This is a genomic window from Achromobacter sp. 1011791174 (assembly GCF_059760925.1).
This window is the reverse complement of record NZ_JCBANH010000085.1, coordinates 1-20,909: the sequence shown is the minus strand read 5'-3', so window position 1 is coordinate 20,909 and position 20,909 is coordinate 1. Positions and strand designations below refer to the sequence as shown.

Genomic DNA, 20,909 nt, shown 5'->3' with positions numbered 1-20,909 from the left:
GCGATCTTGCGGGATATCCCCGCCGCGCGCAAGTGCGCGCGCCGCCGGATCCGGGCCGCGCGCCTGCCGTGGGCGCCGGTCTCAGAGCGAGTCGACCGGGATCTTCAGGTAGCGCACGCCGTTGTCTTCGGCCGGCGGGAAATGGCCGGCGCGGATGTTGACCTGGATGGCCGGCAGGATCAGCGTGGGCATGCCCAGCGTGGCGTCGCGCCGGGTGCGCATGGCGACGAATTCGTCTTCGCTGATGCCGTCGCGCACGTGGATGTTGGCCTGGCGCTGCTCGGCCACCGTGGTCTGCCAGCGCGCCTCGCGTCCCGCCGGCGGATAGTCGTGGCACATGTACAGGCGCGTGGCGGCGGGCAGGTCCAGCAGCCGCCGGATGGAGCGGTACAGCTGGCGCGCGTCGCCGCCGGGGAAGTCGCAGCGCGCCGTGCCCACGTCCGGCATGAACAGCGTGTCGCCGACGAAGGCGGCGTCGCCCACCAGGTAGGCCATGTCGGCCGGCGTGTGGCCGGGCACGTGGATGGCGGTGGCCTCCAGCGCGCCAATGCGGAAGGTCTCGCCGTCGGCGAACAGGCGGCCGAACTGCGAGCCGTCCAGCGCGAAGCCCGGCTCCAGGTTGAAGATGCGCTTGAACACGCCCTGCACGGCGCGGATGGCGCCGCCGATGGCGATGACGCCGCCCAGCTGCTTCTGCAGGTAGGGGGCGGCCGAGAGATGGTCGGCGTGGGCGTGGGTCTCCAGCAGCCAGTCGGTCCGCAGGCCATGCTGGCGCACGTACTCGATCACGCGGTCGGCGCCGGCGGTGCTGGTGCGGCCGGACTTGGGGTCGTAGTCCAGCACCGAATCGATGATGGCGCAGGCGCCGCCCGGCGTGTCTTCATGGACCACATAGGTGACGGTGGCGGTGACCGGATCGAAGAAGGCCTGGGTGATGGCGGGCATGGCGGACGCTCTGACGGGCCGCGCGGGCGGACCGGGATGGGAACGAAGCGCCGGGGCGGCGCTTCAATTTATATTTTTCAATAATATTGTTTGATAGTTTATTAGTCAATATAATGATCAAACTCTGCGCTACCGATTGACCCTCGTCAAATGAATGCTTCCCTGACCCAATGCGAAGTCGCCGTGCTGCGCGAATCCGCCTCCCAGGCCTGCGCGCTGCTCAAGGCGCTGGCCAACGAAGACCGCCTGCTGCTGCTGTGCCAGCTGGTCGGCCATGAACGCAACGTGGGCGAACTGGAGGCGCTGACCGGCATCCGCCAGCCCACCCTGTCGCAACAGCTGGGCGTGCTGCGTGACGAGGGTCTGGTGGCGACGCGCCGAGACGGCAAATACGTCTACTACCAGATGGCCAGCTTCGAGGTCAGCCAGGTGATGAAAACCTTGTCCAGCCTGTACTGCGGCAAGGCCATGGACGCCTTGCACCAGGAATCGCAATCATGACTCTGGACTGGAGCGTCTTCACGCCGGGACCGGCTGCCGCCGGCGGCCTGCTGATCGGCGCGGCCGCCGTGCTGCTGATGCTGGGGGCCGGGCGCATCGCCGGCATCAGCGGCATCGTCGGCAATTTGCTGCCGCCCGCGCCGGGCGGCGGTTGGCGGCTCGCGTTCCTGCTGGGCCTGTGCGCGTCCCCCTGGTTCTATCAACTGTACGCGGCCTTGCCGCCCGCCACGATCGAGGCCGGGCCGCTGCGCCTGGTCGTCGCCGGCCTGCTGGTCGGGCTGGGCACGCGCTATGCCTCGGGCTGCACCAGCGGCCACGGCGTCTGCGGGCTGTCGCGCGGTTCGCGTCGCTCGCTGGCGGCCACCGCGCTGTTCATGGGGGCGGGCTTCGCCGTCGTCTACGTGATGCGCCACGTGCTGGGGGCCTGACATGAAAATCGCCAGCGCCCTGCTCGCGGGATTGCTGTTCGGCCTGGGGCTGATCGTGTCCGGCATGGCCGACCCGGCCAAGGTGCTGGGTTTTCTGGACCTGGCCGGTGCCTGGGATCCGTCGCTGGCCTTCGTGATGGCCGGCGCGGTGCTGGCGGCGAGCCTGGGCTATGCCTGGCTGCGGCGGCGCGGCCGCGCGCTGGACGGCGGGCCGCTGCACTGGCCGCCGCCCGCGCGCGTGGATGTTCGGCTGGCCGTCGGCAGCCTGGTGTTCGGCGCGGGCTGGGGGCTGGCCGGCTTCTGTCCCGGGCCGGCGCTGGTCAACGCCGCCGCCGGCCTGCCGCAGGCGCTGATCTTCGTGGCGGCCATGGTGGCCGGCATGGCGTTATTCTCGGCCCTCGAATATCTGAAGCACCGCCAATAAGGCCGCCAGCCGGCCGCCCAGGAGACAAACAATGCAGAAGACGGAGACGGCGCAGCGCGATTTCGACGTGGTGGTGGTGGGAGGCGGATCGGCGGGCATCGGCGTGACGGCCAGCCTGCTGCGGCGCCGCCCCGGCCTGCGCATCGCGGTGATCGAGCCCAGCGACAATCACTACTACCAGCCGGCGTGGACGCTGGTCGGCGGCGGCGCGTTCGATGTCGCCAAGACCGTGCGTCCGACGCAGGCGGTGATGCCCGCGCGCGCGACCTGGCTGCGCGCCGCCGTGGCCGGCTTCGAGCCCGAGTCCGACACCGTGCGCCTGGCCGATGGCCGCGCCGTCAGCTATCGCCAGCTGATCGTGTGCCCGGGACTGCGGCTGGCCTGGGACAAGGTCGAGGGCCTGTCCGACACGCTGGGCAAGCACGGCGTCAGCTCCAACTATCGCTATGACCTGGCGCCCTATACCTGGGAGCTGGTGCGCGGTTTCCAGGGCGGCCAGGCGCTGTTCACCCAGCCCGCCATGCCGATCAAATGCGCCGGCGCGCCGCAGAAGGCCATGTACCTGGCCTGCGACCACTGGCTGCGCACCGGCGTGCTGGGCCGCGCCCAGGTCCAGTTCGATCTGGCCGGCGCGGCGCTGTTCGGCGTGCCGACCTTCGTGCCGCCGCTGATGCGCTATGTCGAGCGCTACGGCATCGCGCTGAACTTCAACTCCACGCTGGTGGCGGTGGATGGCCCGGCGCGCAAGGCCTGGTTCGATGTGAAGAACGCCGAGGGCCAGGTCAGCCGCGTGGAAAAGGACTTCGACATGCTGCACGCGGTGCCGCCGCAATTGCCGCATGACTTCGTGCGCAACAGCCCGCTGGCCGACGCCGCCGGCTGGTGCGAGGTGGATCCGGCCACGCTGCGCCATCCGCGCTACGCCAACGTCTTCGGCCTGGGCGACACCATCAGCGCCAGCAACGCCAAGACGGCGGCCGCCGCGCGCAAGCAGATCGTGGCGGTGGCCGAGAACCTGATCGCCTGCCTGGACGGCTATGCCATGCCGGTGAAGTACGACGGCTATGGCTCCTGCCCGCTGACGGTCGAGCGCGGCCGCATCGTGCTGGCCGAGTTCGGCTACGGCGGCAAGCTGCTGCCCACCTTCCCGCTGGACCCGACCGTGCCGCGCAAGAGCGCGTGGTTCCTCAAGGCCACGCTGCTGCCGTGGATCTATTGGAACGGCATGCTCAAGGGCCGCGAGTGGCTGGCCCGGCCGCTGGGCAACTGACAGGCGGGGCAGGCATGGAAGCGGTATTGGCCGTCAGCGCGGCGCTGGGCGCCTGCGTGGGCCTGATCCTGGGTTTGACCGGCGCGGGCGGCGCCATCATGGCGGTGCCGCTGCTGGTGTTCGGCCTGCATCTGCAAGTGGCGCAGGCCGCGCCGATCGCGTTGCTGGCGGTGGGCCTGGCGGCCGCGCTGGGCGCGGCGCTGGGGCTGCGCGCGGGCAAGGTGCGCTACCGCGCGGCGGGTTTCATCGCGGCCACCGGCATCGTGGTGTCGCCGCTGGGCCTGTGGGCCGCGCGACGGCTGCCGAACGCGCCGCTGGCCGTGATCTTCGCGGGCGTGCTGGGCTGGGTGGCCTGGCGCATGTGGCGCGGCGGCCAGCCCGCCGCCGCCGAAGCGCCGGCGCATTGCCCGCCCTGCCTGCTCAACGCCGACACCGGCCGCTTGCGCTGGACCGCGCCCTGCGCGCGGGCGCTGGGCGGCACCGGCGTGGCGGCGGGCTTTCTGTCGGGCCTGCTGGGCGTGGGGGGCGGCTTCGTGATCGTGCCGGCGCTGCGCCGCGCCACCGACCTGCCCATGCAGGCCATCGTGGCCACGTCGCTGGCGGTGATCGCGCTGGTGTCGGCCAGCGGCGTGATCGCGGCGGCGGCGGGCGGGCACCTGGAATGGCGCATCGCGCTGCCCTTCACGCTGGCGGCCGTCGCCGGCATGCTGGCCGGGCGCGCGGTGGCCGATCGTTTTCCGCCGAGACGGTTGCAGCAGAGCTTCGCGCTGTTCGCCGCCGTGGTGGCGGCGGCCATGCTGGTCAAGGGGCTGAGCGGGCTGGCGGGCTGAGGCGTCCGGGGGACGTCCGCGCCCGCCGCGCGCGTCTATTCGTAGGTCCGCACGTCGTCGATGACCTTGCCGTCGTTGGGCAGGCCGCCCACGTCCACCCATTCCACGTCGCCGCGCAGCTTGGTCAGGTCGCGCAGCGAGTCGGCGATGCGCTTGGCCAGGTCCTCGCCGCGCACGCGCGACTCGGTCTTGAGCACCATGCGGTCGGCGCCGGTGGTGCCGCTGATGACCAGGCGCGCGCGCAGGATTTCCGGATGGCGGCGCAGCACATCGGCCACCTGCGAGGGATGCACGAACATGCCGCGCACCTTGGTGGTCTGGTCGGCGCGGCCCATCCAGCCTCGGATGCGGGTGTTGGTGCGGCCGCAGGGCGACACGCCGGGCAGCACCGCCGACAGGTCCCCCGTGCCGAAGCGCACCAGCGGATAGTCCGGGTTCAGCGTGGTCACCACCACTTCGCCGACCTCGCCGTCGGGCACGGGCTCGCCGGTGCCGGGACGCACGATCTCGACGATGATGTCCTCGCCCAGCACCAGCCCCTGGCGCGCCGGCGTCTCGAACGCGATCATGCCCAGGTCGGCGCTGCCATAGGCCTGGTAGCCCTCGATGCCGCGCGCGGCCAGCCAGTCGCGCAGCGACGGCGGGAAGGCTTCGCCCGAGACCAGCGCGCGCCGCAGCGAGTCCAGCCGCACGCCGAGTTCGTCGGCCTTTTCCAGGATGATCTTCAGGAAGCTGGGCGTGCCGGTATAGCCGCTGGGCGCCAGGTCGGCGATGGCGCGCACCTGCTGCTCGGTCTGGCCGGTGCCGCCGGGAAAGACGGTGCAGCCCACGGCGTGCGCGGCGGTTTCCATCATCGAGCCGGCCGGCGTGAAGTGATAGGAAAAGCAGTTGTAGGCCAGCTCGCCGGCGCGGAAACCCGCCGCGTACAGCGCGCGAGCGAAGCGCCAGTAGTCGGCGCGCGCGCTTTCCGGTTCATAGATCGGGCCGGGCGAGGCGAACACGCGCAACGCCTCGCCCCAGCCGATGGCCGCGAAGCCGCCGAAGGCCTTGGCCGGCCCGGCGGGCGCGGCGGCGTCGTCGCGGCTGTGTTGCTGGCGTTCCAGCAGCTCGTGCTTGCGCAGCACCGGCAGCCGGGCCAGCGCCGCGCGCGAATCGATCGTGGCGGGATCGACGCCGCGCAGCTGCTCGGCAATGGCCGGCGAGCGCGCCATCGCGTGGGCGATTGCGCCGGGCAGGGCGGCCATCAGCTCGCGCTCGCGTTGCTCGGGCGCTCGTGTTTCCAGGACATCGAAAAACTCGGACATGGGATCGCACCCTCTCGTGTTCCGTACTGCGGTGTCGTTGCCGGCGGCGCCGGGACGCGCCCGGCAGCCGCCTTATGGGGGTATCGCTAGGCCAGCCAGCGCTTGCGGCGGCGATAGAACTTGTTGTCGCGGAAGCTCTTGCGCTCGCCGCTGGAAATGCCCAGGTAGAACTCCTTGACGTCCTCGTTCTGCGCCAGGTCGGCGGCGGCGCCATCCATCATGACGCGGCCGTTTTCCAGGATGTAGCCGTAGTCGGCGTAGCGCAGCGCGATGTTGGTGTTCTGCTCGGCCAGCAGGAAGCTGACGCGCTCGCGCTGGTTCAGGTCGCGCACGATCTCGAAGATCTCTTCCACGATCTGCGGCGCCAGCCCCATGGACGGCTCGTCCAGCAGGATCATGTTGGGATTGGCCATCAGCGCGCGGCCGATGGCGGTCATCTGCTGCTCGCCGCCCGAGGTGTAGCCGGCCTGGCTGGCGCGGCGCTGCTTCAGGCGCGGGAAATACTGGTACACCCGCTCCAGCGCGGCGGCGGTGTCGCCACGGCTCATGCTGCGCGTATAGGCGCCGGTGAGCAGGTTCTCTTCGATGGTCAGGTGGGCGAAGCAGTGCCGGCCCTCCATCACCTGCACCACGCCGCGCTTGACCAGCTCGGCGGGCGACAGCTTCTCGATGCGCTGGTCGCGGTATTGGATATGACCCTTGGTCACATCGCCGCGCTCGCCCTTGAGCAGGTTGGAAATGGCGCGCAGGGTCGTGGTCTTGCCCGCCCCGTTGGCGCCCAACAGCGCCACGATGCGGCCTTCCGGCACCTGCAGGGACACGCCCTTGAGCACCAGGATGACGTGGTTGTAGATCACCTCGATGCCGTTCACGTCGAGCAGCACCTTGGGCGTGTCCGCGGCGGCGGCGTTGGCAGTATTGGCGGCGGTCATGATCGTTCCTGCTGCGTGGTGGCGGCCGCCCCTTGTAGGGCGGGCCGCCGGTTCATACGAAAGCTGCAAAGTCGTTGTGTACACATCCGGCCGCGTGCGGCCGGAATCAACACGGGCACTGCGAAACTGGAAAGCCGTCCGACAGCAGGACCCCCATGGAGACAACCCGGCACGTTCAACAGGTGCTCCACAATCGGGGCCGCCGCGGATCCGGCTTTGCCGGTCCGCGCCCGCGGCGCCCCCTTGGGGGGAGGCGCCGTAGGCGCTTCGGGGGGGGATTTACCCTTCACACTTTCTCGGGGTGATGTTCTTTTCCTTGGCGTACTTCGCCGCGGCTTCCGTCACCATCGGGTCCAGGATGGTCTTGTCGGCCTGGTACCAGTCCGAGACCACCTTGAACTTCGCGCCGTCCCACTGCACGATGCGGGCCCAGTCATCACCCTTGTGATTGGTGCACGAGGTCTTGACCGGACGCATGATCTGGCCGAAGCCCAGCTGGTTCAGCCGCTCCTGGGTCAGGTTCAGGTTCTCGAAGCCCCAGCGCACCTGGTCCGGCGTGAGCGCCTTGCCCTTGCCGAACTTTTCCTGCGCGGTGCGGATCGCCTCGACCTGCATCATCGAGATCATCATGCCGCGCGTGTGGGCGATGGTGCCCAGCGTGGTGTTGCCCGACTTGTCGGAGCCCTGGCCCTTGTCGTAGACGTGCTTCTTCAGATCGTCATAGACCTTGTCGTGTTCGGCGCCGCTGTTGTGGATGGTGATGGCGTTGTAGCCCTTGGCGACTTCGCCCAGGTCCTTCACGTCGCCTTCCGAGCCGGCCCACCAGATCGCGTACATCTTGTCGCGCGGATAGCCGCTGGCCTGGGCTTCGCGGATGGCGGTCGGCGTCATGATGCCGGCGCTCCACAGCAGCACGTAGGCGGGACGCGCCTGACGGATCTGCAGCCAGGTGGACTTCTGTTCCACGCCCGGCGCGGTCACCGGATACAGCAGCAGCTCGAAGCCTTCCTTGGCCGCGCGCTTCTGCAAGAGCGGAATCGGTTCCTTGCCATACGGCGAGTCGTGGTAGACCAGGGCGATCTTCTTGCCCTTGAGCTTGGCCATGCCGCCTTCTTTCTTGGCGATGTCCTGGATCATCACGTCGGCGGCGGTCCAGTAGGTGCCCAGCAGCGGGAAGTTCCACTCGAACACGCTGCCGTCGACCGACTGCGACAGGCCGTAGCCCATGGTCTCGACCGGCACCTTGTCGACGATGGCCTTGTCGCTGACCGCGAAGGTGATGCCGGTGGATTGCGTGTCGAAGCCCGATGCGCCCGTGCCCTTGCTCTTCAGGCGTTCATAGCATTCGACGCCACGGTCGGTCGCGTAGGCGGTCTCGCACTCTTCGTACGTGATCTTGACGCCGTTGACGCCGCCGTCGCGTTCATTGACCAGCTTCAGGTAGTCCAGCTTGCCGTCGGCCCAGGGGATGCCCAGGGGCGCGAAGGAACCCGTGCGGTACACCAGCAGCGGAACGAACTGCTCTTCCGCCGCCATCGCGGGGGTGGCCACGGCGCCGACGGCGCCGGCCGCGGCCATCACGGCCGCCGCCAACTTCAGGTTAAGACGCTTCATCTCCATTTACCTCCTGCGTGGTGCTTGGGGCGTAGACCCTGGGACACCGGGATTGGCCCGGTCTGGAGCCGGGTATTCAGGCTGCCTCGGCGCGGGCTCATGGCGCCGCGCCGGGCAATGATCAATACAGACGTAATGCGATACCTGCGATGTCGCAGCGGATCCCGCCCCTAGTGGGGGAAGGGCCAGATGCGCAGTTTCTCCTTGCCGATGCTCCACAGCCGCGCCAGCCCGTGCGGCTCGGCGATGAGGAAGAACACGATCAGCGCCCCGAACACCATGTGCTCGACGTGGGCGGCGGTGTCCACCGACAGCGGCAGGCCCAGCATGTGCGGGATGTTGCTCAGCGCCACCGGCACCAGCACGATGAAGGCCGCGCCGAAGAAGCTGCCGATGATCGAGCCCAGGCCGCCGATGATGACCATGAACAGCAGCTGGAACGAGCGGCTCAGGTCGAAGGCCAGCGGTTCCCAGGAGCCCAGGTGGATGTAGCCCCACAGCGCGCCGGCCACGCCGACGATGAAGGAGCTGACGGCGAAGGCGGTGAGCTTGGCGTACATCGGCCGGATGCCGATGACGGAAGCGGCCACGTCCATGTCGCGGATCGCCATCCACTGGCGGCCGATGGCGCCGCGCACCAGGTTCTTGGCCAGCAGGCTGAACACCGCCACCAGGATCAGCACGAACAGGTACTTTTCCATGGCGCTCTGCACCGGCAGGCCGAAGGCGGTCAGCTGCGGCACCGAGACGTTGCCCGAGGACGAGTAGTTGGTGAAGAACGGGATGCGCAGGAAGGCCCAGTCCACGAAGAACTGCGCCGCCAGCGTGGCCACCGCCAGGTACAGGCCGCGTATGCGCAGGCTGGGAATGCCGAAGATCACGCCCACGATGGTGGCGAAGCAGCCGCCCAGCAGGATCTGCACGATCAGCGGCATGCCGGGAAAGCGCACGCCGAAGTTCCAGGCCGCGTAGGCGCCCACCGCCATGAAGGCGCCGGTGCCCAGCGAGATCTGGCCGCAGTAGCCCACCAGGATGTTCAGGCCCACGGCGGCCAGCGACAGGATCAGGAAGGGAATGAGGATGGCGCGCAGCAGGTAGTCGCTGGCCAGCGCCGGGACGGCGATGAAGGCGACCGCCAGCAGCAGCCAGATGAAGATGCGGTCCTGGCGGATCGGGAAGATCTGCTGGTCGGCGCGATAGCTGGTCTTGAATTGGCCGTTTTCGCGGTAGAACATGGTTTCTTATCCTCTGCCAGTCGGCTAAACGCGGTCGATGATCTTCTCGCCGAACAGCCCTTGCGGACGGAACAGCAGGAACACCAGCGCCAGCACATAGGCGAACCAGATCTCGATGCCGCCGCCCACCAGCGACCCCAGGTAGACCTCGGACAGCTTCTCGCCCACGCCGATGATCAGGCCGCCCAGGATGGCGCCCGGCACGGACGTCAGGCCGCCCAGGATCACCACCGGCAGCGCCCGCAGCGCGGCCGTGGACAGCGTGAACTGCACGCCGAACTTCGAGCCCCAGATGATGCCGGCCACCAGCGCCACCAGGCCGGCCACGCTCCACACGATGACCCAGATGCGGTTCAGCGGGATGCCGATGGACTGCGCGGCCTGGTGGTCGTCGGCCACCGCGCGCAGCGCGCGGCCGGTGGAGGTGAACTGGAAGAACAGCGCCAGCGCGGCCACCAGCAGCGCGGCGATGACCGCCGCCGTCAGATCCTCAAGGTTGATCAGCAGGCCGCCCTCGAACATCGAGTCCAGGATCATCAGCGGATCCTTGGGCATGCCCACGTTGATCGAGTACACCGAGCTGCCGAAGGTGATCTGGCCCAGGCCGTCCAGGAAGTAGCTGATGCCCAGCGTGGCCATCAGCAGCGTGGTGGCTTCCTGGTTGACCAGGTGGCGCAGCACGAAGCGCTCGATGGCGACGGCCAGCAGGAACATGACCGCCGCACTGGCGATGAAGGCCAGCACGTTGGCCAGGATCATGTTGTCAAAGCCCAGCCAGCGCGGGAACCACTCCGAGAAGCGGGCCATGGATAGCGCGGCCACCAGCACCATCGCGCCCTGCGCGAAGTTGAAGACGCCGGACGCCTTGAAGATCAGCACGAAGCCCAGGCCGATCAGCGCGTACAGCATGCCGCTCATCAGGCCGCCGAATAAGGTCTCTAGAAAAAATCCCATGTCTGTCCGCCTTAATGGGAGACGCCGAGGTAGGCGCGAATCACATCTTCGTTGGCGCGCACCTCGTCGGGCTTGCCGTCGCCGATCTTCTTGCCGTAGTCCAGCACCACGACGCGGTCGGAGATGTCCATGACCACGCCCATGTCGTGCTCGATCAGCACGATGGTGGTGCCGAACTCGTCGTTGACGTCGAGGATGAAGCGGCTCATGTCCTGCTTTTCCTCGATGTTCATGCCGGCCATCGGTTCGTCCAGCAGCAGCAGGCGCGGTTCCATCGCCAGCGCCCGGCCCAGGTCCACGCGCTTTTGCAGGCCGTAGGGCAGGCGGCCCACCGGCGTCTTGCGAAAGGCCTGGATCTCCAGGAAGTCGATGATGTTCTCGACGAACTCGCGGTGCTGGATCTCTTCGCGCTCGGCCCGGCCCAGGCGGAAGGCCTGGGACAGCAGCCCGCACTTCATGCGCAGGTTGCGGCCGGTCATGATGTTGTCCAGCACGCTCATGCCCTTGAACAGCGCCAGGTTCTGGAAGGTGCGGGCGATGCCCATCTCGGCGGCGCGGCGCGGGTTCATGCGCGAGAAGCGCTCGCCCCGGAACGAGATGCCGCCCTGCTGCGGCGTGTAGACGCCGTTGATGACGTTGAGCATCGAGCTTTTGCCGGCGCCGTTGGGGCCGATGATGGCGCGGATCTCGTGCTCGCGCACATTGAAGGAGATGTCCGTCAGCGCTTTCACGCCGCCGAAGGACAGGGAAATGTTCTGCATGTCCAGCATCACGTCGCCGATGCGCTGGTCGCGGTCGATGTCGCTCATGTGTCTGACCTTCAGGCGGCTCGGGCGGTGACGGGGGGGAATTTCTTGACCGGACGGATCTTCAGGTCGGCCGAGATCCTGCCGACGCGCCCGTCCTCGAATTTCACTTCGGTCTCGATGAACTGCGACGGCTTGCCGTCGAACAGCGCGTCGATCAGCACGCCGTACTTCTGCGCGATGAAGGCGCGGCGCACCTTGCGGGTGCGGGTCAGCTCGTCGTCGTCCGGGTCCAGCTCCTTGTGCAGGATCAGGAAGCGGCTGACCTGCGAGGCGCACAGCTTGGGATCGCTGGCCAGGTCGGCGTTGACCTGCTCGACGCAGTCGGCGATCAATTGGTAGACCTCGTCCTTGCTGGCCAGGTCGGTGTAGCCGGCGTAAGGCATGCCGCGACGCTCGGCCCAGTTGCCCACGGCTTCCAGGTCGATGTTGATGAAGGCGCAGACGTCCTCGCGGCCGGCGCCGAAGGCCACCGCTTCCTTGATGTGCGGGAAGAACTTGAGCTTGTTCTCGATGTACTTGGGCGCGAACAGGCTGCCGTCGGCGAGCTTGCCCACGTCCTTGGCGCGGTCGATGATCTTGAGCTGGCCGTCGGTGTCCAGGTAGCCGGCGTCGCCGGTGCGGAACCAGCCGTCGCTGCTGTGCGCTTCCTCGGTGGCGGCGCTGTTGCGGTAGTACTCCTTGAACAGGCCGGGGCTCTTGACCAGGATCTCGCCGTTGTCGGCCACGCGGATCTCCACGCCGGCCACGGGCGGGCCGACGGTGTCGTCGCGCACCTGGCCGTCGGGCTGCACGCAGACGAACACGGAGGTCTCGGTGGAACCGTACAGCTGCTTCAGGTTGATGCCGATGGAGCGGTAGAACACGAACAGGTCCGGGCCGATGGCCTCTCCCGCCGTGTAGGCCACGCGCACGCGGCTCATGCCCAGCGCGTTGCGCAGCGGGCCGTAGATCAGCGCGTTGCCCAGCGCGTAGCGCAGCCGGTCCCACAGGCCGACGGATTCGCCGTCCAGAATCCGGGTGCCGACGCGGCGCGCCAGCTTCATGCAGGCATGGAACAGCTTGCGCTTGACGACGCCGGCGTCTTCCATGCGGATCATCACATGCGTCAGCAGCCCTTCCAGCACGCGCGGCGGCGCGAAGTAATAGGTGGGGCCGATGTCGCGCATGTCGATGGAGACGGTGTCGGGCGACTCGGGGTGGTTGACCGTGAAGCCCGTGACCAGCAGCTGCGTGTACGAGAACATGTTCTGGCCGATCCAGGCCGGCGGCAGGTAGGCCAGCACGTCTTCGCGGTCGGTCAGCTGCTCCATGTCGGACACGGCGCGGGCGCGGTCGATCAGGGCGTGGTGCGTGAGCACCACGCCCTTGGGCTTGCCGGTGGTGCCGGACGTGTAGAACATGGCCGCCGGATCATGCGGCTTGACGGCCGCGACGGCGCGGGCGAAGAAGTCGGGGTGCTGCGCGGCGTATTCCTGGCCCAGCGCTTCCAGCTGCTCGTAGGACATCAGCATGGGGTCGGCGTAGTGGCGCAGGCCGCGCGGATCGTCGTACACCACGCGCTGCAATGCCGGGCACTGTTCGCGCACCTCCAGCATCTTGTCGACCTGTTCCTGATCCTCGACCACGGCGACGCTGACTTCGGCGTCCTGCAGCACATAGACCATTTCCTGCGCGACGGCGTCCTGGTACAGCGGCACCGGAATCGCGCCCAGCGATTGCGCGGCCATCATGGCCATGTAGAGACGCGGGCGGTTCTCGCCGATGACGGCCACGTGCATGCCGGGCCGGATGCCGGAAGCGGCCAGGCCGTGCGCGACCTGGCGCACGTGCTCGGCGACCTGCGACCAGGTCAGCGTCTGCCAGATGCCGAGGTCTTTTTCCCGTATCGCGGGCCGCGTCCCGCGTTGCTGTGCATGCGCGAGCAGCAGCGCCGGGAAAGTGTCCGACGCGGCCGGCATCGATGCGGATGCGGGCGAAGAATGTGCCACGTTGTCTCCTCCGGTTTGGGCGCAAGGGCCGGATGCCGAGTAGGCGACCGGGGCAGAGCGCTTGACCAGTTGGTTTTAGATTTACGGCAGGAGTTAAGGTATAAGGTTGGGTTGCCGCCAACTGTCACCATCGCGACATTCAAGGAACTTTTAGGGTATTCCCGATGCAGCTATCCGACTCCCTGCAACTCGCCGCGGCCTGGTTTCGCGTGCTCGACGACGAGCAGAAGTCGCGGGTCGAGCGGGACCTTACCGTGCAGCAGGCGAGCGCCGGATCGATCATAGAGCGCAAGGGCGAACTCGCCCAGGCCTGGATCGGCGTGCTGGGCGGCCTGGTGAAAGTGTCGGTGGGCAATGCCGAGGGCAAGGTCGCCTCGCTGACCGGCGTGCCGGCCGGCGGCTGGATCGGCGAGGGCTCGCTGCTCAAGCGTGAAGTCCGCAAATATGACATCGTCGCGCTGCGCGATTCGGTGGTGGCGCGGCTGCCGGCGGCCACGTTCGACTGGCTGCTGGACACCAGCATCCCGTTCAACCGTTATCTGCTGCATCAATTGAACGAGCGCGTGGCGCAGTTCATCGGCAAGGCCGAGTACGACCGCTTGCTGGATCCGGACGCGCGCGTGGCGCGTTGCCTGGCCGAGCTGTTCAACCCGCTGCTGTACCCGGGCATGGGCATGCGGCTGGCCATCACCCAGGAAGAAGTCGGCTACCTGGCGCGCGTGTCGCGCCAGCGCGCCAACCAGGCCCTGCGCAAGCTGGAAGAGGCGGGGCTGCTCACCGTGGAATATGGTGCGGTGCGGGTGCTGAATCTGGACGGCTTGAAGCAGTACGGTTCGGACCGCGAGGCGGTCGAGGGCGAGACGGCGGCCTGATGCGTTGGCCTGGCGGTGGCCGGCTGAAGTGGCTTCGGGGTTGGAACGGACGCGGCCCGCGCCGCGATACGCCAGGCCATGAAAAGGAAAATGACGTGGACGGGTATTGACATTAAATAGCGCGCTATTTAATATTGCGCCATGAAATCCCGATCCAAGTCCCTCGCCAAGCCGGCCAAAGGCGCGTTCAATCCGCTGCTGCTCGACAGCCAGCTGTGCTTCGCGCTGTATTCGACCTCGCTGGCGATGAACAAGGTCTACCGCAAGCTGCTCGGCGGGCTGAACCTGACCTATCCCCAGTACCTGGTCATGCTGGTGCTGTGGGAAGGCGACGGGATCACGGTCACGGACATCGGCGAACGCCTGTTCCTGGATTCCGCCACGCTGACGCCGCTGCTCAAGCGGCTGGAAGCGGCAGGGCTGGTGAGCCGCAACCGCGCCCAGGCCGACGAGCGCCAGGTGATCGTGGCGCTGACGCGCCAGGGCCGCGAGCTGCGCGAGCGCGCCGAGGCCGTGCCGCATGCCATCGCCGCCGCCGCGCAATGCTCGCTGGACGAGGCGCAGGACACGATGCGGGCGCTGCACGGCCTGCGCGAGAAGCTGGTCGCCAGCCTGTGATGACGTTGCAGTGAAAGGGAGGTACAACAGGTGTTCGATTTCGTTTTATAAGTAGTGCACGATATAGTCGTTTGCTACTGATTTGATCGCGCCAGGCCGCCAGAACGGGCCGGCGCCTTGCGGTCCAGGCAGTGCTCCGCCGATGTGGAATCCTTCCCCGGCGGCTTCGTTTTCCACTTGAACAGGGAATCCATCATGTCCATCGAAAAAGTCCTCTACCGTGCCAGCGCCACCGCCACCGGAGGCCGCGAAGGCCGTGGCGTCAGCGACGACGGCGCGCTCGACGTCAAGCTGACCACCCCGCGCGAGCTGGGCGGCGCCGGCAACGTCGGCACCAACCCCGAGCAGCTTTTCGCCGTGGGCTACTCGGCCTGCTTCCTGGGCGCGATGAAGTTCGTCGGCGGCCGCGACAAGATCGCCATTCCGTCGGACGTGTCGGTCAACGGCGTCGTGGGCATCGGCGCCATCCCGACCGGCTTCGGCATCGAAGTCGAGCTGAAGATCTCGCTGCCGGGCATGGACCGCGCCCAGGCCGAAAAGCTGGTGGCCGCCGCCCACATCGTCTGCCCGTACTCGAACGCCACGCGCGGCAACATCGACGTGACGCTCACGATCGTCTAAGCGCCGCAACCACGAAAAGAGGGCGGATCCCGCAAGGGATCCGCCCTTTGCACGCGTAGCATGCCCGTCAGCGCAAATAGATGCGCTTCAATAAAGCAGACACGCCCCAATCCGGCAAGCCCGTCCCAAGCGAGGCCACGCGGAGCCGGCTTTGCCGGTCCGCAGTGGCGCCCGCCTGGGGGGAAGCGCCGCAGGCGCTTCGGGGGGGTCAATGCCCTCCGCCGAGATAGGCCGCAACCACGGCCGGATCGTGCTTGAGCTTGTCCGCCGAGCCGTGCACCGAGATGCGCCCGTTCTCCAGCACATACCCGTAATCGGCCACGTTGAGCGCGGCGGCGGCGAACTGTTCCACCAGCAGCATGGTCACGCCCTCGTCCTTCAGGCGCGCGATGATGCGGAACACTTCCTCCACCAGGATGGGCGCCAGGCCCATGGACGGCTCGTCCAGCAGCACCAGCTCCGGGTTCAGCATGACGGCGCGGGCCATGGCCAGCATCTGCTGTTCGCCGCCGGACAGCGTGCCCGCCAGCTGCTCGCGCCGTTCCTTCAGGCGCGGGAACAGGTCCATGGCGCGGCCCAGGTCGGCCTGCACGTCGCCCTTGGGGCGGCTGCCGGTCAGGCGCGGAAAGGCGCCCAGCAGCAGGTTGTCGGTGACCGACAGCGTCGGGAACACGCGCCGGCCTTCCGGCGAGTGCGCCAGCCCCAGCCGCGCGATGCGGTGCGATTCCAGCCCGTCGATGCGCTTGCCGCCCAGCGTGACCTCGCCCGCGGTGGGGCGGATCATGCCGGACAGGGCGCGCATGGTGGTGGTCTTGCCGGCGCCGTTGGAGCCGATCAGCGTGACCACCTTGGCCTTGGGCACTTCCATGCTGATGCCGTGCAGCACCTTGACCTTGCCGTAGCCCGCTTCCAGATTCTTGATCGATAGCATCTCGTGTGTCCCCTTGGCGTCAAGCGGTCGCGCCGCCCAGATACGCCTCGATGACCTTGGCGTTGCTCTGCACTTCATTGGGCAGGCCCTCGGCGATCTTCTGGCCGAAGTCCAGCACGGACACGGTGTCGCACACGCCCATGACCACGTCCATGTGGTGCTCGATCAGGATCAGCGTGACGCCGTGGTCGCGGACCTTGCGGATGATGGCCAGCAGCTCGACGATGTCGGGCGCGGTCAGGCCGGCGGCCGGCTCGTCCAGCAGCAGCAGCTGCGGGTCCAGCGCCAGGGCTCGGGCGATTTCCAGCAGGCGCTGCTTGCCGTAGGGCAGGTTGCGCGCTTCTTCGCTGGCCAGGTCCTCCAGGCCGACGAACCCCAGCAGCGCCTGGGCGCGGGCCCGCGCGCGCTGTTCCTCGCGCTTCCAGCCGGGCGTGCGCAGCGCGATGCCGGCCAGCCCGGTGTTGAAGGTATGGTGCAGGCCCACCAGCACGTTTTCCAGCGCCGTCATCTCGCCGAACAGCTGCACGTTCTGGAAGGTGCGGGCCACGCCGGAGGCGGCGATGTCGGCCGGCGCCAGGCCCACCAGCGACTTGCCGGAGAAGTCCACCGAGCCGGCCGTCGGCACGTAGATGCCGGTCAGCACGTTCATCATGGTGCTCTTGCCCGAGCCGTTGGGGCCGATCAGGCCGTGGATGGTGCCGCGCTTGACGGTCAGGTCCACCTGGTTCAGCGCCTTCAGGCCGCCGAATTGCATCAGTACGCCCTTGGCCGCGAGCAGGGTCTCGCCGTTGCCGCGCGCGGCGTCGGGCACGGCGTCCTGTTGCTTGACTAGGTCCTTCTTGACGGACAGCGCCGCGCGGCGGCCGGAGAAGAACAGGTTGCGCACGAAGCCGACGATGCCGTCGGGCAGGTAATAGACCACGAACAGGATCATGGCGCCGAAGATGGTCAGGCGCCAGTCGGTGACCGCGTCCAGCCAGTACGAGAACACTGCTAGCGCGATGGTGCCGATGACCGGCACGGCCAGCTTGCGCGCCTCGGTGCGGCCGCGCGCGACGGCCATGGCGCCGCCGACCGTCACCACGACGGCCACGCCCAGCGCGATCAGCCGGAAGGTGGCGATGTCGTCCAGCATCTTGGGCAGCAGCACGATGATGGCCGCGCCCAGCAGCGCGCCGGTGCGGCTCTTGCGCCCGCCCATGATGATGGCCAGCAGGAACAGGATGGTGAGTTCGAAGTTGTAGGTGTTGGGCGAGATGTACTGCTCGGAGTACGAGTACAGCGCCCCGGCCAGGCCGGCGAAGCCGGCGCTGATGACGAAGGCGAAAACCTTGTGCCGGTAGACCGACACGCCCATGCAGTCCGACGCGATCGGGCTGTCGCGCAGCGCCTCGAACGAGCGTCCCAGGTGCGACTTGAGGATGCGGTGCACCACGATCAGCGACAGCACCAGCAGCGCGGCGACCAGCCAGAAGTACTCGCTCTTGTTCAGCACGTGGCCGCCGATGGACGGCTTGGGGATCTTGATGCCCAGCGGTCCTTCGGTCAGGAAGGTCATTTCGTTGATGAGGATCTGGATGATGGTGCCGAAGGCCAGCGTCACCATCGCCAGGTACGGGCCGGTGACGCGCAGCGCCGGCAACGCCAGCACCGCGCCGAAGGCCGCCGCGATCAGGATGGCGGCCGGCAGCGTCAGCCAGATGGGCAGCTGCAGATGGAAGAACAGCACGCCGGCCACGTAGGAGCCGATGCCGAACAGGCCGGCATGGCCCAGTGAGACCTGGCCGGTGTAGCCCACCACGATATCGAGCCCGAACAGCAGGATCGCGTAGATCATGATGGTTTCGATCAGGTGCAGGTAATAGGTGTTGGTCACGCCCAGCGGCACGGCGGCCAGGCAGGCGACGGCGACGACGGACAGCAGCAGATGCAGGGGTTTCATCGTCGTCACACCTTCTTGATCGCGGTCTTGCCGAACAGGCCGGCGGGTTTGAAGGTCAGCACGAGCAACAGCAGCACCAGTCCAGGCACGTCCTTGTATCCCGTCGAAAGATAGAAGCCGGTGGTGGTCTCGGCGATGCCCAGGATCAGGCCGCCCACCACCACGCCCATGCCGCTGGACAGCCCGCCGATGATGGCGACCGCGAAGGCCTTCAGGCCCAGCACCGCGCCCATGGTCGCGCCGGTCAGCGTCAGCGGCGCCACCAGCACGCCGGCGAAGGCCGCCGTCAGCGACGACAGCGCGTAGGAAAACGTGATCACCATGCCGGTGTTGATGCCCATCAGGCCGGCGGCGTCGCGGTCATTGGACGTGGCGACGAAGGCCTTGCCGTAGATGGATTTGCGGTTGAACACTTCCACCAGCAGCATCATGGCCAGCGCGCCGAACACCACCAGCAGCTCCATGGGCAGCACGTTGGCGCCCAGCACCTGGATCGGCGCCTCGGGCAGCGGCGAGGGAAAGCGCAGGTCGTCGCGGCCCCAGACGTTCTCGGCCACGTTCTTGAAGATGATGCCCAGCGCGATCGTGGCCATGATCCAGCCGAATTCCGACCGCGTCTTGATGGCCGGCCGCACGCCGACCCGCTCGACCAGCGCGCCCTGCGCGAAGCCGAAGATGCAGACGATGGGGATCATGACCCAGTAATTCACGCCCAGGCCCACCAGCGTGAGGCCGACCAGCGCGCCCAGCATCAGGGCTTCGCCCTGACCGAAATTGAGCGTGCCCGACGTGGCGAAGGTGAGCTGGTATCCGAACGCGATGACGGCATAGATCATGCCCAGCGCGATACCGCTATAGATAAGCTGTAGAAGAATCATGGTGTGTCTTCGTGGCGCCGGCGTGCCGTGCCAGATCCCTTGGCCGGAACGCGGTTCTCTGTTGTCCAAGGCGCTGCGCGCCACCTGCATCACATCCAACGGCATCAGCCGGCCGCGCCGTGGCGAAGCTCCCTCAAGGAGCAGGGCCATGGCACCGCAAGGCTGCTTCAAGCAAGACGACCCGGAATACGCTGTGCCGCTTCGCGACGTTGCCTACGACGGACGGAGCCGCAACATGGCAAAGCCGCTCCCCGATCGGGGCCGCGCGGAGCCGGCTTTGCCGGGCCGCAGCGGCGCCCTTGAGGGAAGAAGCGCGTAGCGCTTCTCGGGTGGGCCTAATTAGCCTTGACCACGCGCCCGCCCTTGACCTCGCCGATCACCACTTCCTTGGCCGTGATCGCGTCGTGGTTGTCGTGGCTGAACGGCTTGTTGTAGGTCATCACCACGCCTTCGACCGGCGTTTGCAGGTTTTCCAGCGCTTCGCGGATCTTCGGGCCGTCGGTGGAGTTGGCCTGCTTGATGGCCGCGGCCAGCAGGAAGATCGAGTCATAGCCCTGAGCCGCCGACACCGGCGAGTCGATGCGGTTGTTCTTGGGCTTGAACTTGGCCAGATAGGCGTCGATGAAAGCCTTGCGCTTGGGCGTGTCCGGGTCCTGGATGAAGGTCTGCGGCATGCGCGCGCCTTCGCCGTTGGCGCCGGAGTTGTCGATGTAGTTGGCCATGGATAGCGTCCAGCTGCCGATGATGGGCACCTTCCAGCCCAGCTTGGCCATGCCGTTGGCGATCTGCGCCAGCTCGGGGCCGATGCCGTAGGTCAGCACCGCCTCGGCGCCGGCTTCCTTGGACTTGAGCAGCTGGGCCGTCATGTCCACGTCCTTGATGTTGAACTTCTCCACGGCCACCGGCTTGATGCCCTTGGCGGCCAGGGCCTTTTCCAGGTCCTCGCGGCCGAGCTGGCCATAGTTGGTGGAGTCGGCCAGGATCGCCACTTTCTTGAAGCCGCGGCGGGTGATGGCTTCCTCGACGATCATCGGCGCCTGGATGCTGTCGTGGGCCGCGTTGCGGAACACGTAGTTGTCCGGGTACTCGGGCGCCTTGAACTGGTGCGTGATGACGCTGCCCGTGGCCACGTTGTTGAACACCGGGATCTTGGCGTCCTGGTAGAAGCGCTGCGATGCCAGGGCCACGCCGGTATTGATGTAGCCGACGGTGGCGGTGACCTGTTCCTTGTTGATCAGCTCCTGGGCGATCTGTACGCCGCGCTCGTTCTTGGCCTCGTCGTCGCGCTCCACCGCGACCAGCTGGCGGCCCAGCACGCCGCCGCTCTTGTTGATTTCCTCGATCGCCAGGCGCACGCCGTCGCGCATGCTCACGCCCATCGAGGAGGAGCCCCCGGTGTAGGGGCCGGCCACGCCGATCTTGATGGGATCGGCGGCGTGGGACGCGGCCGACAGGGCAAATGCAAGGGTTCCTGCCAGCAGCTTCAAACGAAAGTCCATGAGTGTCTCCGTTGTAATTGGTGGAACTGCGTCGAAAACCTGTTGCCGGCGCCTGGATGCAACGTGCGGCGCGCATGCTTGTGTTGCGTGGTGTGACTGTCTGCTTAATCTCTTACGCGAATCTGACTCGGCGGCGCACTTCCGTGGAAATCCCTAGGGAGGGTTTTTACGGGAATTGGGTAGCGGCCCGGCACTCGGCCGGCAGACCTAGGGAAAACGCCTGGGTGGCCGGGCCCCGGCGGACGCGGGGATCAGCGGCCGGGCGTGCGGCCAGGGAGAGCGGCCAGGGAGAGCGGCTGGGGGGGCGGCTGGGG

At 67.5% G+C, this 20,909-nt stretch carries 20 protein-coding genes; 8 read left to right on the top strand and 12 right to left on the bottom strand.

Annotated elements, in window-relative coordinates:
* Nucleotides 1-81: 81 nt before the first annotated feature.
* Complete coding sequence (locus tag AC6LJ5_RS23555; protein ID WP_498141766.1) at nt 82-945, bottom strand: MBL fold metallo-hydrolase; 864 nt, start codon at nt 943-945, stop codon at nt 82-84.
* 150 nt (nt 946-1,095) lie between these two features.
* Here AC6LJ5_RS23555 and AC6LJ5_RS23550 point away from each other — a divergent pair, with 150 nt between their 5' ends.
* From AC6LJ5_RS23550 to AC6LJ5_RS23530, 5 genes are read left to right on the top strand one after another with little or no spacing between them, the layout of a single operon-like run.
* Nucleotides 1,096-1,446: an ArsR/SmtB family transcription factor gene (locus AC6LJ5_RS23550; protein WP_103271541.1), complete on the top strand. Its 351-nt coding sequence runs from the start codon at nt 1,096-1,098 to the stop codon at nt 1,444-1,446.
* The gene (locus tag AC6LJ5_RS23545; protein ID WP_103271540.1) at nt 1,443-1,874 is read left to right on the top strand and encodes a YeeE/YedE family protein; all 432 of its coding nucleotides are present in this window, start codon (nt 1,443-1,445) and stop codon (nt 1,872-1,874) included. Before AC6LJ5_RS23550 ends, AC6LJ5_RS23545 begins: the two co-directional genes overlap by 4 nt.
* Before the next feature lies 1 nt (nt 1,875).
* Nucleotides 1,876-2,298: a DUF6691 family protein gene (locus AC6LJ5_RS23540; RefSeq protein ID WP_498141765.1), complete on the top strand. Its 423-nt coding sequence runs from the start codon at nt 1,876-1,878 to the stop codon at nt 2,296-2,298.
* Between the two features lie 31 nt (nt 2,299-2,329).
* On the top strand, nt 2,330-3,568 hold the full coding sequence (locus AC6LJ5_RS23535; RefSeq protein ID WP_103271538.1) for an NAD(P)/FAD-dependent oxidoreductase: 1,239 nt from the start codon (nt 2,330-2,332) through the stop codon (nt 3,566-3,568).
* A gap of 14 nt (nt 3,569-3,582) precedes the next feature.
* A complete protein-coding gene (locus AC6LJ5_RS23530) occupies nt 3,583-4,398 on the top strand; it encodes a sulfite exporter TauE/SafE family protein (RefSeq protein ID WP_498141764.1) in 816 nt (271 codons plus the stop codon).
* A 35-nt stretch (nt 4,399-4,433) separates the two neighbouring features.
* Here the strand turns inward: AC6LJ5_RS23530 and AC6LJ5_RS23525 are convergent, their stop codons facing one another.
* The 7 genes from AC6LJ5_RS23525 to AC6LJ5_RS23495 all read right to left on the bottom strand — a co-directional run bounded on the left by AC6LJ5_RS23525 (nt 4,434) and on the right by AC6LJ5_RS23495 (nt 13,234).
* Nucleotides 4,434-5,702 carry a phenylacetate--CoA ligase family protein gene (locus tag AC6LJ5_RS23525; RefSeq protein ID WP_498141763.1) on the bottom strand — a complete coding sequence of 423 codons (1,269 nt, stop codon included), beginning with the start codon at nt 5,700-5,702 and terminating at the stop codon, nt 4,434-4,436.
* Nucleotides 5,703-5,788: 86 nt separating this feature from the next.
* Entirely contained in the window at nt 5,789-6,634 is an 846-nt protein-coding gene (locus AC6LJ5_RS23520) for an ABC transporter ATP-binding protein (protein WP_103271535.1), read from the bottom strand.
* 279 nt (nt 6,635-6,913) lie between these two features.
* A complete protein-coding gene (locus AC6LJ5_RS23515) occupies nt 6,914-8,254 on the bottom strand; it encodes an ABC transporter substrate-binding protein (RefSeq protein WP_103271534.1) in 1,341 nt (446 codons plus the stop codon).
* A gap of 164 nt (nt 8,255-8,418) precedes the next feature.
* Nucleotides 8,419-9,483, bottom strand: coding sequence for a branched-chain amino acid ABC transporter permease (locus AC6LJ5_RS23510; protein WP_103271533.1), 1,065 nt, complete (start codon nt 9,481-9,483; stop codon nt 8,419-8,421).
* A gap of 24 nt (nt 9,484-9,507) precedes the next feature.
* A complete protein-coding gene (locus AC6LJ5_RS23505; protein WP_103271532.1) occupies nt 9,508-10,437 on the bottom strand; it encodes a branched-chain amino acid ABC transporter permease in 930 nt (309 codons plus the stop codon).
* An 11-nt stretch (nt 10,438-10,448) separates the two neighbouring features.
* Entirely contained in the window at nt 10,449-11,246 is a 798-nt protein-coding gene (locus AC6LJ5_RS23500; protein ID WP_103271531.1) for an ABC transporter ATP-binding protein, read from the bottom strand.
* 11 nt (nt 11,247-11,257) lie between these two features.
* Nucleotides 11,258-13,234, bottom strand: a complete 1,977-nt coding sequence (locus tag AC6LJ5_RS23495) for an AMP-dependent synthetase/ligase (RefSeq protein WP_103271530.1) — start codon at nt 13,232-13,234, stop codon at nt 11,258-11,260.
* 164 nt (nt 13,235-13,398) lie between these two features.
* On the opposite strand from AC6LJ5_RS23495, the gene AC6LJ5_RS23490 reads away from it, so the two are divergent.
* The 3 genes from AC6LJ5_RS23490 (at nt 13,399) to AC6LJ5_RS23480 (ending at nt 15,345) form a co-directional block, all read left to right on the top strand.
* Nucleotides 13,399-14,106: a Crp/Fnr family transcriptional regulator gene (locus AC6LJ5_RS23490; protein ID WP_498141762.1), complete on the top strand. Its 708-nt coding sequence runs from the start codon at nt 13,399-13,401 to the stop codon at nt 14,104-14,106.
* A 141-nt stretch (nt 14,107-14,247) separates the two neighbouring features.
* The gene (locus AC6LJ5_RS23485; RefSeq protein WP_498141761.1) at nt 14,248-14,724 is read left to right on the top strand and encodes a MarR family winged helix-turn-helix transcriptional regulator; all 477 of its coding nucleotides are present in this window, start codon (nt 14,248-14,250) and stop codon (nt 14,722-14,724) included.
* A 195-nt stretch (nt 14,725-14,919) separates the two neighbouring features.
* Nucleotides 14,920-15,345 carry an organic hydroperoxide resistance protein gene (locus AC6LJ5_RS23480; RefSeq protein WP_498141760.1) on the top strand — a complete coding sequence of 142 codons (426 nt, stop codon included), beginning with the start codon at nt 14,920-14,922 and terminating at the stop codon, nt 15,343-15,345.
* Nucleotides 15,346-15,553: 208 nt separating this feature from the next.
* On the opposite strand, the gene AC6LJ5_RS23475 is transcribed toward AC6LJ5_RS23480, so the two are convergent.
* The 4 genes from AC6LJ5_RS23475 to AC6LJ5_RS23460 all read right to left on the bottom strand — a co-directional run bounded on the left by AC6LJ5_RS23475 (nt 15,554) and on the right by AC6LJ5_RS23460 (nt 20,595).
* Complete coding sequence (locus AC6LJ5_RS23475; protein ID WP_392411369.1) at nt 15,554-16,276, bottom strand: ABC transporter ATP-binding protein; 723 nt, start codon at nt 16,274-16,276, stop codon at nt 15,554-15,556.
* 19 nt (nt 16,277-16,295) lie between these two features.
* A complete protein-coding gene (locus tag AC6LJ5_RS23470) occupies nt 16,296-18,218 on the bottom strand; it encodes a branched-chain amino acid ABC transporter ATP-binding protein/permease (protein ID WP_103271526.1) in 1,923 nt (640 codons plus the stop codon).
* Nucleotides 18,219-18,223: 5 nt separating this feature from the next.
* A complete protein-coding gene (locus tag AC6LJ5_RS23465) occupies nt 18,224-19,096 on the bottom strand; it encodes a branched-chain amino acid ABC transporter permease (protein ID WP_103271525.1) in 873 nt (290 codons plus the stop codon).
* 335 nt (nt 19,097-19,431) lie between these two features.
* Entirely contained in the window at nt 19,432-20,595 is a 1,164-nt protein-coding gene (locus AC6LJ5_RS23460; protein WP_103271524.1) for an ABC transporter substrate-binding protein, read from the bottom strand.
* Nucleotides 20,596-20,909: the final 314 nt, after the last annotated feature.